Below are 13,747 nucleotides of genomic sequence, written 5' to 3' on the forward strand. Positions count from 1 at the left end.
GGAAGTTCTATCCTATCTTTGGGAATAAAAAGAGGCTGCAGCAAACTAGCCTAAGCTAGCTTACTGCAGCCCGGCTCAAGAGCTGAACTGTGCTTGGTGTAAGCGGCTATACACACCGCCTACAGCGATGAGCTCCTCATGTCCGCCTTGCTCGGTAATGCCTTGCTCTGTCACGACGACGATACGGTCGGCATTCTTGATCGTCGCCAGCCGGTGGGCAATGACTAGCGTCGTGCGGCCACGCGACAGCTCGGAGAGCGACTGCTGAATCGCCGCTTCTGTCTCCGTGTCGAGTGCCGATGTCGCCTCATCGAGGATGAGAATCGGCGGATTCTTCAAGAACATCCGCGCGATCGCGAGGCGCTGCTTCTGACCGCCTGAGAGCTTGACGCCGCGCTCACCGACAACCGTATCCAGCCCCTTCGGCTGCGTCTGAATATAACCCTGCAGCTGCGCGCGCCGCGCAGCATCCCAGATTTCCTCATCCGTCGCGCCAAGCTTGCCGTACGCGATGTTCTCCCGCAAGGTGCCGGAGAACAGGAACACATCCTGCTGCACGATGCCGATCTGACGGCGCAGCGACTCCAGCTGGATGCTGCGAATATCGAGTCCATCAATGGAAATGCTGCCGGCACTCACATCGTAGAATCGAGGCAGCAAGCTGCAGATCGTAGTCTTCCCTGCGCCCGAAGGACCTACGAAAGCAACGGTTTCCCCTGCTCGAATAGATAAGCTGATATCATTCAATACTCGGGCTTCATCTCCGTAGCCGAATGACACCGAGTCGAACGTAATTTGGCCATCTAGATGACTAACCTTCACTGCGTTCGGCAGATCAGCTACCTCAGGCTCCGTATCAATAACTTCAACATACCGTTTAAAGCCAGCAATTCCCTTGGGGTAGCTCTCAATGACATTATTGATTTTCTGAATGGGACCGAGGAAAACGTTCGTTAAGAGAACGAATGCAATAAATTCCCCATAGCTAATCTGCTTGTCAATCACGAACCATGTGCCGCAAATAAGGACAAAGACCGTTACCAGACGCATCAAAATGTAGCTCAGCGAGACATTCCACGCCATGATTTTATAGGAAATCAGTTTCGTCAACCGGAACCGTCCATTGTTATCCTCAAACAGTTTCTTCTCATAGGACTCATTTGCGAAAGCTTGAACAACACGAATCCCGCCAATATTGTCTTCGACTCTTGCGTTAATATCGGCGAGGTCGCCCATCATTCGACGGAACGTTTTCGTCATTTTTTGGTTAAAATACACCGCTATCCATAGCAAGAATGGGACGATAACGAAGGTTAAGAGCGCTAACTTCATATTAATATGAAGCATAAGCAGAAGTGCACCGATCAGGGTCATTACTGCAATGAACAAGTCCTCAGGACCATGATGCGCAACTTCACCAATCTCAAGTAGATCGTTTGCCATACGGGACATCAATTGACCCGTTTTGTTATTGTCATAGAACCGGAATGAAAGCTTCTGCAGATGATCGAACATCTTTTTCCGCATATCCGTCTCGATATTAATCCCTAGCTTATGCCCCCAATACGTGACTATGAAATTTAGCACCGTGTTGAGTCCGTAGACAGCAAGCAAACCCGCGCAAGCCCAAAGAATCCAAATCCAATTCCCGGCAGGAAGCAATTTATCGACGACCTGATTAACAGCAAGTGGGAAACCTAGTTCTAGGAGCCCAGCCACGACCGCACAGATAAAATCCAAAATAAATAAGTGCTTATAGGGCCGATAATACGAAAAAAAGCGTTTTAACACATGTATCTCCACCTTCCTTCGCCTATTATACCTGATAGGATCTGCAAGCTGGAAGTCTCCTAGAAAATAGGCGATTGTCGGAGGACAGCTGTCTACTATTTTCATATATATAGGAGAACAGCATCCTGCGTGTATGGAGGAATGGACTTATGCTCAGCAACTCATTAGATACACGGACGGCTATCTTTCTAGCAGCTATGTGCAGCCAAAGTTATATCCTACTTGCAAATGGTCCCGAAAGCGTTATTATGCCACACAATTACCGGATGGTGTCTTCCTTCAAGGCAACTTCCATCCTGAGTGAAAAAGAGTTTTTCGGCTTTATTGCCGAATCCGATGCGCAAATTGTCATTGTATTTCGAGGCACGCATACGACATCCGACTGGATCTCCGATGCCATTGCGAGGCAAATCCAGTTTCCTTACACAAAAGAGCAGTGCTTCGTACACGAAGGTTTTCTCGACATCTACCGTTCAGCCCGCAAATCGATTGTGACAGCGCTAAACAAGCTTTCCACCGAGAAGACGCTGTACATTACAGGACACAGTCTTGGAGGAGCGCTCGCTGCTTTATGCGCCACCGATATTTCTACAAACACGAAATTCAAAAATCCTTCCGTGTATACTTATGCTTCACCGCGTGTTGGAAATCAGGCATTCGCCAGCTTATTCAACCTTAGGACCGGGCCTCACTATCGGATTTATAATACCAACGACTTCGTCCCTTTGCTTCCGCCTTTCATTTATAGATCTCCTCGAACGGATAAGGTTTACCACTATATTCATGTGAAAAAGGGGGTTGAATTCACTTTTCAAGGGGGCTCTGTCTCCGCTAACCACGCGATTAGCAGCTATTTCGCCGAACTTGCCAAGCTGGATCCCCGCTTCATGCAGCAGTTATACGCCCAGACTCCGGGATTTTGCCCGATCTGAAAAAAGATTGCCAACCACCTGACCAGAAAGGCCGGGTAAGAGGCGATCTTTATTTTTTTACTAGAGGTCAGCGGTCCCCTCCTAAGAGAAAGGTTTAAACAACTCAATAAAGGTAAAAATAGGAGACGATACTTATTTGCATCTTTTTACGCAATTCGATTATTTTGTCGCAAAGGAGCCCTGCCTTGATACTCGTCATTTGCCTGCTTTTTGTTTGGTTTAGTATCCATATATTTGCCTTCCTGCCCAATAAGTTGTCTGTCATTACGAACGTGCTGCTTTACATGTTCTTAGCTGTCGTGGACATTAACAAATTAACGATCTTAAGTGACACTATAGGCGTTTTCCAACTCAGCAAAAAGGTTCCTGAATTCCTTTCGATGATTTTACATAGGGATTTCACCTTTTCATTAACACTTCTAACTTTTGCTAATGTCTATCTGACTACATTGAAACGCCGTACAAAAATAGGCATTTCTCTGTATACATTCTCTTTTATCTTGTGCACAGGCCAATTCCTAAGATTAAATGGTGCAGTAACCTATGTGAAATGGAACATCTTCTATGAGTGCCTAATAATCGTTTCACTTATGATTTTAACTTATTGGTTTGGCCGCTTATTAATTCATCTAATGCAAAAGGAGAGATCTCTATGAACGACGTAACCATTTACGATGATGGATTCAACGGAAATGAATGGTTCGTCATTGCGATGATTGTCGTAGGGGCCCTTGCGATTTGGATATTACCCAAAAAGTTTACCTTAACACAGAGCTTGTTTAATTTATTGATTGGGGTTGTTTTTGGTCTCATGTTTGATCATACCATTGCCGTCCCCCCCTTTGATTTCTACGATGTCGGTGACGAATCCCATTATCAGCCGTTTGATATTTTTTCCTATACGATGTATGCGCCATTTGGTTATATATTTATTTATTTTTACAAAAAATGGAGTGTTCATGGTTTCTACACGATACCCTACATCTTACTCTGGACGTCAATGGGCATAGGTGTCGAGTGGCTAAGCGAACTCGTTGGTATATTTCATTACAAACATGGGTATAAGCTCGTTAATTCGATACCGATTTATTTATTTTTGCAATCTATTCATTTATTACTTTACCATCTGTTTTTTCCGGAGCATAAGAAGATTTCATAGACAACTTCTAGCGATCATTCTTTTCTTCACACGGTTTCAACCCTGACAGACTCTTGTCAGGGTTGTTTGTTTATAATCGGTTTATACAAATTAATGATTGAAGAAGGGAAATGATCACATGACGAAATCAACAAATCAAACCGGCATTGTTTTAGCCGGATTACTGCTAGCCATTCTAATGGCTTCGATGGACAATACCATCGTTGCGACAGCTATGGGCTCCATTATCGCAGACCTTGGAGGACTCGATAAATTCGTTTGGGTAACTTCGGCTTACATGGTCGCTGAAATGGCAGGGATGCCGATTTTCGGTAAACTATCGGATATGTATGGGCGCAAACGTTTTTTCATCTTTGGCATCTTAGTGTTTATGCTTGGATCTGCTCTTTGTGGAACAGCCACCTCGATCGTACAGTTAAGCTTGTACCGGGCCATTCAAGGTATTGGCGGCGGTGCCTTGGTACCTATCGCTTTCACAATCATGTTCGATGCGGTTAAACCGGAAAGCAGAGGCAAACTAATGGGATTGTTTGGAGCAGTGTTCGGATTGTCCAGCATCTTCGGACCGCTCCTTGGCGCTTATATGACCGACTATATTAAGTGGGAGTGGATTTTCTATATTAATTTACCATTAGGCCTGATTGCTTTCCTGATGGTTGCCATTTTCTATAAGGAATCCCTCCAGCATGCTAAACAGCGTATCGACTGGGCCGGCGCATTCTCGCTTGTTGGTGCCATCGTCTGCCTCATGTTCGCCATGGAGCTTGGTGGTAAACAATTCGCATGGAACTCCGCTCAGATCATTAGCTTATTTACTGGATTTGCTCTTCTCACGGTTACTTTCCTCTATGTGGAGACGCGGGCAGAGGAACCTATTATCTCCTTCCGGATGTTTCGGGATCGCCTCTATTCGGCAAGCAATGCGATCGCGATGTTAAGTGGAGCAGCCTTCATTACGGCATCTGTCTACATTCCGATCTTCATTCAAGGCGTTCTCGGAGGAAGCGCAACGAACTCAGGCCTCGTACTTCTGCCTATGATGCTCGGCACAGTTGTTACAGCTACCGTGGGCGGCTTCCTCATTAGTAAATTCTCATATCGAGCCATCCTGATCTCTACCCTCATTCTACTTGTAGCAGGTATGGCACTTCTGATTACGTTGACGCCAGATTCATCGCGTTTGCTTATCACTGCCTATATGATATTAGTCGGTTTGGGAATCGGCGCTTCATTCTCTGTGCTCAGTAACGCTGCTATTCATTCTGTACCTGCCAGTCAACGAGGGGCAGCGAACTCTACGCTGAATTTCCTTCGCTCACTCGGCATGACGATCGGAATCACCATCTTCGGCATTATTCAAAGCCATTCATTAACCCGGCATTTATCGGATGCCTTTACGGGGAGTGGCCAATCTGCGATGCCGCAGGGCCTAGACTTTAAGGACCCACATGCTCTGCTTGACCCCGCGACTCGCACTCAAATTCCGGAGCAATTGCTTGCGAAAATATCAGAAGGACTCTCCTCCTCCATCGTGGCCACATTTGCGTGGGGACTTATCCCTGCTGCACTCGCTTTAGTTGCCGCTTTTGCCATGAGCAAAGAGAAATTTGTTATAGAAACAGATAAAGATACATTCGCGGCCGCATCGCATTAAGGGCGGTTTCCGTATAAACTGCAGCACAGAAAGACCAGAGATCCACCGCGGACCTGGTCTTTCTTTTGCGTGTTAACTTATCACTCATCAAATAGATTCGTAGACAAATACCGCTCACCGGTATCTGGCAGGATAACAACGATGGTCTTCCCTTTATTCTCAGGCCGTTTAGCAATTTCTCTTGCTGCGTAAGCTGCCGCGCCGGATGAGATGCCGACCAGCAGACCTTCCGTTCTGGCAAGCTCACGGGCCGTCGTTACAGCATCTTCATTGGTCACAGTAAATATTTCATCAACAATTGATCTGTGGAAATTATCTGGAACAAACCCGGCACCGATACCCTGAATATGATGTACGCCACGACTGCCACCTGACAAGACAGGTGAATCGGATGGCTCGACAGCTATCACTTGGACGGATGGATTTCTCTGTTTCAGTATCTCGCCTACACCAGTAATTGTCCCTCCCGTGCCAACTCCCGCGATGAAAATATCGACTTTACCGTCTGTATCTTTCCATATTTCTTCGGCCGTGGTATTTCTGTGAATCTCCGGGTTGGCTGGATTGCTAAATTGCTGCGGTATAAAGGAGTTTGGCATCTTTGCAGCTAATTCCTCTGCTTTTTTAATTGCGCCTAACATGCCTTCAGAGGCTGGAGTGAGAACGAGTTCTGCACCTAAGGCCTTTAATAATTTCCTACGTTCAATACTAAAAGAATCAGGCAATATAATGATTAACCGATACCCAAGTGCAGCGGCTGCAAAAGCAAGTGCGATTCCTGTATTTCCGCTGGTAGGCTCAATAATGACAGTATCTTTATTGATCTTTCCTGATTTTTCAGCCTCTTTAATCATCGCGAAACCGATACGATCTTTTACACTGCCAGCCGGGTTAAAATACTCCAGCTTCGCGACAATTTTGGCATCAAGTCCGTGCCGATTATTATAATTCCAGAGCTCAAGCAGCGGCGTATTACCGATTAACTCTGTCAAATTGCTATAAATTTTCGTCATAAGAAAACCCCGCCTTTCCATCTTTATTAAACCTATGAACTTAATCGGATAAACACAGTATATCACGCATGCGAGTGAAAAAATAAATCAATAATGCTGATAGATAGGTACGCTATTTTCTTATATTATGCTTATTTGGTATAATAACCGTAGACGAAGAACGTCCTTTAGCCTTTTGGCGAAAGGGCGTTTTTTTATTTTAGCAGAGGAGGTTTGAGCATTTGGATTTTGAAACTGCGCATCAAGCATTCATTGATCATCATGCTGCTCTCAGAAGTGGTGAAAGAAAGAGGCGTCTCATTAGGGGACATTTATACGCAGAAAAGCTTTTTCTCCAGAATGTCTGGCATCCTCTGTTCGGTCATCTCGACCATTTGCATCCGGAGTATGAAATTTATGATTGGAATCGCAAATCCCAATTTATCGATTTCGCCTATATAACGCCCTTTGGTCGTTTTGGTATTGAATGTGACGGTTTTCAGAGTTATGTCAAAGATATGGATCGCGAGAAGTTTAGTTACTCGCTGAATCGCGAAACGTTTCTAATCGCTATGGGTTGGAAAATGATGCATTTCTCCTTCGATGATATACAGAATCGTCTGAACTTGACTCAAAACCTCGGTATCTGAGCAATAGAGTGGATTTAGTCCAATCAAATGGCTGATTACGTGTAGGGATCAGTAATCTGTTGTATATAATCCAATGGTGGAAGTGGAGGAGCGAATGTAAGGAATATTTCTCATATCTTCATACATCGCTGACGGGGACGAACTTATGGTACACTGAACTATATATGACTGTAAGCAGCAAGGGGAAAAGATGAAGATGAAACTTGTATCCTGGAACGTTAATGGGTTGAGAGCATGTGTAAATAAAGGGTTTATTGATTATTTCGGGCAAATGGAGGCAGATATATTTTGTCTTCAAGAGACGAAGCTGCAGGAAGGACAAATTAACCTAGAACTAGGCGAAGCCTATACGCAATATTGGAATTATGCGGTTAAAAAAGGGTATTCCGGCACTGCCGTTTTTACAAGAATTCAACCGCTATCGGTGAGATATGGTATGGAGGAGAACGAAGAGCCAGAGGGTCGGATTCTCACGTTGGAATTCGACAATTTCTACCTAGTGACCGTCTATACACCCAATGCTAAACGGGATCTCTCCAGGCTGGATTACCGAGTGGAGTGGGAAGATCGCTTTCGAAGCTACCTCTTGCAACTAGACGCCCAAAAGCCAGTTATCGTTTGCGGCGATTTGAATGTTGCCCACCATGAAATTGACATTAAGAATGCAAAAGGGAATCTCAATAATTCAGGATTTACCCCTCAGGAACGCGGCAAAATGACGGAATTGTTAGATGCGGGATTTATCGATACGTTCCGACATCTCTACCCAGATCGGACAGATGTCTACTCGTGGTGGTCTAATATGCCAGGCGTAAGAGCGCGGAACGTGGGATGGAGAATCGACTACTTCCTTGCTTCTACTAGATTAGGTCCTAAGATCACTGATGCACAAATTGACTGCGATATATTGGGAAGCGATCATTGTCCTGTCGTATTGGAACTCGATTTGATTTGATAAAAACAATTCCAAAAACGTTGAAAACGAGAATGGAGCGATTATTATACTTACCTCTTCCTTAGGACGTTTGCGTCTAACAAGCTATATTGAAGGTATCTCCTATCTTTTCCTCCTGTTTATTGCCATGCCGTTTAAATACTTCTTGGACCAGCCTCAACTTGTTGCTGTCGGCGGTATGTTTCACGGCGTGATGTTCGTACTTTACATTTTAACGTCTTTGCACGCTTTTGTGCAAAGACGTTGGAATTTGAAGCGAGCACTCCTAATTATTGCCTGTATTTTCATCCCGTTCCTCTTCATCAAGCAAGATCGTATGATCCAGAACGAGGAGTTGGAGCTAAAGAAGGGTCAACCCATTGACCCGAAAAAGAGGGCTTAGACCATGTTCAACCCGCTTTATTTCATTTATTCCCAAGCACTTCTTTGAACCCCTTTTATGGGGTTCTTTTGCTTTTCAGCGAGTCTTGAAATTCAAGACTTTTGTAAAACAAAAAGAACTGCAACAGCCTACCCGAAGGCAGCCTATCATAGTCCTTATAAATTAACCTATTGGGATAATCCGACCTCCACTCAGCACAATCACTTATGCCGGATTAGAAGGTGTTGGAACAGCTGGCTCTCCATCCCGCCCAAGCCTTCTGCTTGCCGTTTCACGTTTTCCGATGGCGGGGACGTGGCTTCCAGCCTTTGCAAGTCCAGAGATAGGCATGTTGTTATACACACATTCATAATTCCCTTCAGGGATCAGATAGGTTTCATGGTAGATCCCGACAACGCCGTCCGTTCCAACCTTTTTATTGAAATTACGCCACGCTTCTAAATGGGTTGCACCATGCCTTGCATAGTGCTCTAATTGCTCAAACGTTTTCCAATACTGGATAATGGTCACGCCTCGCCAAGAAAGATGAAAACTGGCATCTATGAAACCTAGTTCAGGGTTGCGATACAATTCTTGAAGCATTGGATTCATTGCCTTGGCCACAGGCAGCCACTTATGTAGAGCCCATAATTTGTTCACTCTCATCCCAATGATAAAGACAACGAAAGAACCATCCATCTGCGCCGTAAATCTGCCCGGAATTACTTTACTCATGAATTCATCGCTCCTTTTACCTATTTTCAAGCAATTGTAGATGGGTGTTATAAAAGCCCTTAATATCCTTAGAACCATATAGTTGAGCAGTCAAAAATGCTCCGTAAAACACTGTAAACAGAACCTTTACTGCTGTTTCTACCGTAAATTCTTTTCTTAGCTTTCCATCCGTATCCGCCTCGGTCATGCAACGATGAAACAGTTTATACATGTCAGGTGTCTGCGCGCCAACTTCCTCATGATCAGGGAAAAGCAAATGAACCTCTGCTTCACTCAATTCCGGCATGCAAGGATGCATGTTCATTTCTGCCAGAAAAGATATCAAACTTGGCATCAATCCCGCTCTTTCCTCAGTCTCTTCCGCCACTTTATGGAGCACATGCTGGATAACCGAGAATCCCCGTTTACCCTCCGCTTCGATCTCAATGATACGTTCCGTTAACCACACACGCATAAAATAAACGAGCAAATCTTCCTTTTTCTGAAAAAATTTAAAGAACGTAACACGAGATATTTCCGCCTTCCGGCAAATATCGTCGAGCATCGTGTCTCGAAACATCTTGTCTCCTATTAGTGACAAACTGGCTTCATACAATGCCACTTTGGTTCTAGCCTTTTTTAATTCCCTTAAAGAAATAGCTGACCGATCCATGAGTAATCTCCTATATTTTCAGTTAACTTTAGTTAATAAATTAACATGAGTTAAGTTATTTTGTCAAGGTAAAGTAAATTTTAAAATGCCCCCTACGAAGGGCTTCATGGCAGCTCCATCCCATCAGATTTGTTGCAAAGAAACCAAAAAGGGCCGCAACAGGCTACTAATCGTAGCCTGCTACAACCCTTAAACCCGTATCCCGCGCGGTCTTTCATTTCTTACTCCTCATTACGACCCAGCTCCAAATGAGAAACCTCTTTCTTACAAATTCTGCTCGCTTATCCCCAATTCCGGGTCGAAGGTCAGCATTTTTGTCCCAATTTTATCAATAAAGAACCGATCATGGCTTACCGTAATGACGGCGCCGGGAAAATGGATCAACGCCTGCTCCATTACCTGAATGCTCGTTAAATCCAAATGATTGGTTGGCTCATCCAATATAATGACCGCGGCACCGGACAGAAGGCATTTCGCTAGCGCGACCCGAGCCTTCTGTCCGCCGGATAGGTTGCCGATGAACTTGCTTAGATCCATCTCCGAGAATTGCAGCATGGCTAGAAACTTGTTCACCTTTTTCCGCGGGGCATCCAGTCCCAATCCGTACGTATTCACCGCGTGGCTAACGGTATCCTTAGGATTAAGCTCCTCCCACATCCGGTTGAAGTAAGCGTAGCTGACGCCCTTCTCCCAGATCACCTCGCCGGATTCGGGCTTCTCCTGACCCGTAAGCACCTTAATGAGTGTGGACTTCCCGCTTCCGTTTGGGCCAACGATGACTAAGCGGTCTTCCTTCTGAATGTCGAAGCTGACGTTCTGAAAGATCGACCGATCATCGTAGGTCTGCCCGATTTTCTTGACTTCGCATAGCTTGTCAGGAAAGCGCAGTCTCTCATAAATATCAGTGATTAAAACATTGACGGGGTGCGGCTCTATCCGCTTTTTGTTATCCGCCAGTTGGCGGGAGAGACGGTCCTTAGAAGATTTCTTGGTTGCACGGCTGTCGATGGCTTCTGACTCCATGAGAAGTAGCTCTTCCTCCCACTCGAACTGGCGGTCCAATTCCTTCTTGCGCATCTTCTTTTTGCGGATGTAGTCGGTGTAATTCCCTTCATATTCCTGAAAATGATAGTTCTCGATCTCGATCGTTCGCGTGACTACTTTGTCAATAAATTGCCGGTCATGCGACACCAGAATCATAGCGCCTTTGAACCGATACAACCACTGCTCCAACCACGCTATACCTTCCATATCCAAGTAATTCGTCGGTTCGTCGAGCAAGACGACATCAGGTAGCTCAATTAGCATCTTGGCGAGCGCAGCACGGTTTCTCCAACCTCCGGACAACTCATCGATAGGCTGATTGCGAGACCTCTCGTCGAACCCCAGCTTCGTAAGAACTGTGTTAATCTCGACGGATACGTTCCAGCCATCCAAATGCTCCATTTGTTCGAAAAGCTCCGCCTGCCTTGTCAACAGCCGATCCATTTCGCCGTCATCGGTGATCACACCGAGTTTTTCTCCAACTTCCTTAAGTTCACGCTCAATAAGAGCGACTTGCTCGAAGCACATTTCTAGCTCTTGCTGAACGGACAGGCTTCCGCGCATTTCCGAGAATTGGGAGAAGTACCCTACTTTAACCTGCGGATCTATTTCCACTTTTCCGGACGTTGGCTCTTCTTGACCCATAATCAACTTGAAAACCGTCGACTTACCGGCACCGTTCCGTCCGATTAGGCCAATACGCTCTCCTTGGGTCACGCGAAAATAGATATCGCGAAAGATCAGGGACTCTTCATATTTCTTAGTGACGTTCTCCAAACGAATTACACTCATGTCTATCACCCTTCTAACTCCGTCTATCTAGCGTGATTATAACACTAGATCACTGTGCTTATCTCTTCTCTTTTTGATCTATCGACCGATCCCTCTGCGCGACCAGATCATAACCGGGATTAGCAGCAGAGACAGGAAGCCGCCCGCCAGAGAGAGGAAGGCAAAGCTGGAATTGGCGACGACCATGCCCGACAACGCTCCACCCGATGCCCCTGCCAATGAGACTAGAACATCCACCGTTCCTTGTGTCTTGGCGCGCGTGGTCGGAGATGTCGCATCGATGATCTGCGCAGTTCCGCTGATTAGTCCGAAGTTCCAACCGAGTCCGAGCAGCGCTAGACCGATGATGAGCCAGACCATCGAATCGGCCGGCGCCCATGCGGCAAGAAGTCCCGCTAGCAGCAGCGTGATCCCCGATGTGTAGGACATGAACGTGCGCCCGACCTTGTCCACAAGAACTCCCGTTACCAAGGAAGGCAGAAACATCGCCGCGACATGAATGCCGATCACTGTGCCGACCGCACTTAACCCATGTCCGTGATGCATCATATGGACCGGCGTCATCGTCATGATGGCGACCATCACGATCTGCGTCAAGACCATCACGGTCGTCCCGATGAAGATCCCCCGGTTACCGACAGCTGGCGCCAAGAGATTCGCATTAACCGCCGCTTCGGATGGATTCGCTTGTTGCGCTTCGGCGATGGCTTTGGCGACGATATACGGATCTGGGCGGAGCCATGCCCATAACACTAGACCTGCAAGAATAAAAGCGACTGCCGCCAGCATAAACGGGCCCGCCAGAGCAGGGGCGCCGACAGATGTAGCGAATCGTCCCATGACCTCCACCAGGTTCGGCCCCGCAACCGCACCAAACGTCGTGAATACCATGGCTAAGCTGATGGCTCTCGCACGCTGCTTAGGCTGAGCTAAGTCGGTTCCCGCATAACGCGCCTGCAGGTTGGTCGACGTACCGGCGCCATAGATCAGCATCGAAGCGAACAAAAGCGGAAGGTTATTAGCGATGGCTGCGAATACGACTCCGATCGCGCCGATCCCCCCTGCAAGAAAACCTACGGTTAGGCCTACCCGACGGCCGAAACGCCCAGAAAGCCGTCCGACAAGCAGTGCCGATGAGGCCGCGCCCAGCGTCAATAGCGCCGAAGGAACCCCAGCTAAGCTATCCGTCCCGAGCATATCCTGAGCAAGCAGCGCTCCGACCGTGACGCCTGCCGCGAGTCCCGCTCCGCCGAAGAGTTGGGCGATGATCACGATCGTAAGCGATCTCCGATAGAGCTGCTGCTGTCTCTCAGGAGAATGAATGTACTCTCTAATCAATTCGCTGCCTTCAGCCATTCATACTCTCCCCCCTCCAACCGGTATGCCATGATCCCCTCCCGCTGCAACTTGGCTACAGCCTGTGTCGAACAGATGCAGTAGGGACCTCTGCAATAGACCGCAACTTCAAAGGGCCTAGGCAGATTTTGAAGGTATGTTTCCAACTCCTCCATTGGTACGGAGATGGCTCCCGCCAGATGGCCAGCCTCGTATTCGTCTCTCGGACGTACATCGAGCAGGATGATCGCTCCGGCCTCTATCTTCGCCCTCGCTTCCTCCAAAGATAGCGTCCTCACATCCTCATAGCCCTGTAAGAATTCCTGTCTAATCCGCGCGACGTCCGCAAGCTGGCTCTCGCCAATATTCCACAAAGCAAACAAAAACGCGGCAATGGAAGGATCAGCCAACGAATAGATGACATATGTACCTTTCTTACTGAACTTCACTAGCCTGGCATCGAGCAAAACCTGCAGATGGCGGGATACGTTAGCCACGCTCATCTCCGTGACTTGGGCCAGCTTCTCTACCGACTTAGGCCCCTGAGTAAGCAAGCTCAAGATTTCAAGCCGTTTGTCGCTGGATAGACACTTCCCCACCCGTGCTAACTGCTGAAACAGTTCATTTTTAAATTCTTTTGCGGAAGTGATTGCCTCGGGTACAGATTCCATGATCGTTCGCCCTTTCATATTCAA

General features: G+C 46.8%; 13 protein-coding genes and 1 pseudogene. 7 read left to right on the forward strand and 7 right to left on the reverse strand.

Features of this window, described 5'->3' with window-relative positions:
* Positions 1 to 75: 75 nt before the first annotated feature.
* Positions 76 to 1,791, reverse strand: coding sequence for an ABC transporter ATP-binding protein (locus QFZ78_RS21595; protein ID WP_307550571.1), 1,716 nt, complete (start codon positions 1,789 to 1,791; stop codon positions 76 to 78).
* 149 nt (positions 1,792 to 1,940) lie between these two features.
* Here QFZ78_RS21595 and QFZ78_RS21600 point away from each other — a divergent pair, with 149 nt between their 5' ends.
* The 4 genes from QFZ78_RS21600 (at position 1,941) to QFZ78_RS21615 (ending at position 5,536) form a co-directional block, all read left to right on the forward strand.
* Complete coding sequence (locus tag QFZ78_RS21600; RefSeq protein WP_307550572.1) at positions 1,941 to 2,723, forward strand: lipase family protein; 783 nt, start codon at positions 1,941 to 1,943, stop codon at positions 2,721 to 2,723.
* Between the two features lie 185 nt (positions 2,724 to 2,908).
* Positions 2,909 to 3,379 carry a hypothetical protein gene (locus tag QFZ78_RS21605; RefSeq protein WP_307550573.1) on the forward strand — a complete coding sequence of 157 codons (471 nt, stop codon included), beginning with the start codon at positions 2,909 to 2,911 and terminating at the stop codon, positions 3,377 to 3,379.
* Entirely contained in the window at positions 3,376 to 3,882 is a 507-nt protein-coding gene (locus QFZ78_RS21610; RefSeq protein WP_307550575.1) for a hypothetical protein, read from the forward strand. The genes QFZ78_RS21605 and QFZ78_RS21610 overlap by 4 nt, the downstream gene beginning before the upstream one ends.
* Positions 3,883 to 4,000: 118 nt before the next feature.
* Positions 4,001 to 5,536, forward strand: a complete 1,536-nt coding sequence (locus QFZ78_RS21615) for an MDR family MFS transporter (protein WP_307550577.1) — start codon at positions 4,001 to 4,003, stop codon at positions 5,534 to 5,536.
* 80 nt (positions 5,537 to 5,616) lie between these two features.
* Here the strand turns inward: QFZ78_RS21615 and cysK are convergent, their stop codons facing one another.
* The gene (gene cysK / locus QFZ78_RS21620; protein WP_307550578.1) at positions 5,617 to 6,549 is read right to left on the reverse strand and encodes a cysteine synthase A; all 933 of its coding nucleotides are present in this window, start codon (positions 6,547 to 6,549) and stop codon (positions 5,617 to 5,619) included.
* Between the two features lie 221 nt (positions 6,550 to 6,770).
* Here cysK and QFZ78_RS21625 point away from each other — a divergent pair.
* From QFZ78_RS21625 to QFZ78_RS21635, 3 genes and pseudogenes are all read left to right on the forward strand, one after another.
* Positions 6,771 to 7,148: pseudogene (locus QFZ78_RS21625) on the forward strand (hypothetical protein); the annotation flags it as partial.
* Between the two features lie 226 nt (positions 7,149 to 7,374).
* Complete coding sequence (locus QFZ78_RS21630; RefSeq protein WP_307550580.1) at positions 7,375 to 8,133, forward strand: exodeoxyribonuclease III; 759 nt, start codon at positions 7,375 to 7,377, stop codon at positions 8,131 to 8,133.
* Positions 8,134 to 8,203: 70 nt separating this feature from the next.
* Positions 8,204 to 8,515 (forward strand): DUF3817 domain-containing protein, encoded by a 312-nt coding sequence (locus QFZ78_RS21635; protein WP_307550582.1) that lies wholly within the window; start codon positions 8,204 to 8,206, stop codon positions 8,513 to 8,515.
* Between the two features lie 204 nt (positions 8,516 to 8,719).
* Here the strand turns inward: QFZ78_RS21635 and QFZ78_RS21640 are convergent, their stop codons facing one another.
* The 5 genes from QFZ78_RS21640 to QFZ78_RS21660 all read right to left on the reverse strand — a co-directional run bounded on the left by QFZ78_RS21640 (position 8,720) and on the right by QFZ78_RS21660 (position 13,723).
* Complete coding sequence (locus QFZ78_RS21640) at positions 8,720 to 9,229, reverse strand: DUF4188 domain-containing protein (RefSeq protein ID WP_307550584.1); 510 nt, start codon at positions 9,227 to 9,229, stop codon at positions 8,720 to 8,722.
* Positions 9,230 to 9,245: 16 nt separating this feature from the next.
* Positions 9,246 to 9,881 carry a TetR/AcrR family transcriptional regulator gene (locus QFZ78_RS21645; RefSeq protein ID WP_307550586.1) on the reverse strand — a complete coding sequence of 212 codons (636 nt, stop codon included), beginning with the start codon at positions 9,879 to 9,881 and terminating at the stop codon, positions 9,246 to 9,248.
* A gap of 264 nt (positions 9,882 to 10,145) precedes the next feature.
* The gene (locus QFZ78_RS21650) at positions 10,146 to 11,717 is read right to left on the reverse strand and encodes an ABC-F family ATP-binding cassette domain-containing protein (RefSeq protein ID WP_307550587.1); all 1,572 of its coding nucleotides are present in this window, start codon (positions 11,715 to 11,717) and stop codon (positions 10,146 to 10,148) included.
* Between the two features lie 78 nt (positions 11,718 to 11,795).
* Positions 11,796 to 13,073 carry an MFS transporter gene (locus QFZ78_RS21655; protein WP_307550589.1) on the reverse strand — a complete coding sequence of 426 codons (1,278 nt, stop codon included), beginning with the start codon at positions 13,071 to 13,073 and terminating at the stop codon, positions 11,796 to 11,798.
* Positions 13,052 to 13,723, reverse strand: coding sequence for an ArsR/SmtB family transcription factor (locus QFZ78_RS21660; protein WP_307550590.1), 672 nt, complete (start codon positions 13,721 to 13,723; stop codon positions 13,052 to 13,054). The genes QFZ78_RS21655 and QFZ78_RS21660 overlap by 22 nt, the downstream gene beginning before the upstream one ends.
* Positions 13,724 to 13,747 lie beyond the last annotated feature (24 nt).

This window comes from Paenibacillus sp. V4I5 (genome assembly GCF_030817255.1).
In the GTDB taxonomy this organism is placed as follows: domain Bacteria; phylum Bacillota; class Bacilli; order Paenibacillales; family NBRC-103111; genus Paenibacillus_E.

Coding starts and splice junctions, on each gene's coding strand:
- QFZ78_RS21600 (WP_307550572.1), top strand. CDS start 1,941: ATGCTCAGCAACTCATTAGATACACGGACGGCTATCTTTCTAGCAGCT.
- QFZ78_RS21610 (WP_307550575.1), top strand. CDS start 3,376: ATGAACGACGTAACCATTTACGATGATGGATTCAACGGAAATGAATGG.
- QFZ78_RS21615 (WP_307550577.1), top strand. CDS start 4,001: ATGACGAAATCAACAAATCAAACCGGCATTGTTTTAGCCGGATTACTG.
- cysK (WP_307550578.1), bottom strand. CDS start 6,549: ATGACGAAAATTTATAGCAATTTGACAGAGTTAATCGGTAATACGCCG.
- QFZ78_RS21630 (WP_307550580.1), top strand. CDS start 7,375: ATGAAACTTGTATCCTGGAACGTTAATGGGTTGAGAGCATGTGTAAAT.
- QFZ78_RS21640 (WP_307550584.1), bottom strand. CDS start 9,229: ATGAGTAAAGTAATTCCGGGCAGATTTACGGCGCAGATGGATGGTTCT.
- QFZ78_RS21645 (WP_307550586.1), bottom strand. CDS start 9,881: ATGGATCGGTCAGCTATTTCTTTAAGGGAATTAAAAAAGGCTAGAACC.
- QFZ78_RS21650 (WP_307550587.1), bottom strand. CDS start 11,717: ATGAGTGTAATTCGTTTGGAGAACGTCACTAAGAAATATGAAGAGTCC.
- QFZ78_RS21655 (WP_307550589.1), bottom strand. CDS start 13,073: ATGGCTGAAGGCAGCGAATTGATTAGAGAGTACATTCATTCTCCTGAG.
- QFZ78_RS21660 (WP_307550590.1), bottom strand. CDS start 13,723: ATGGAATCTGTACCCGAGGCAATCACTTCCGCAAAAGAATTTAAAAAT.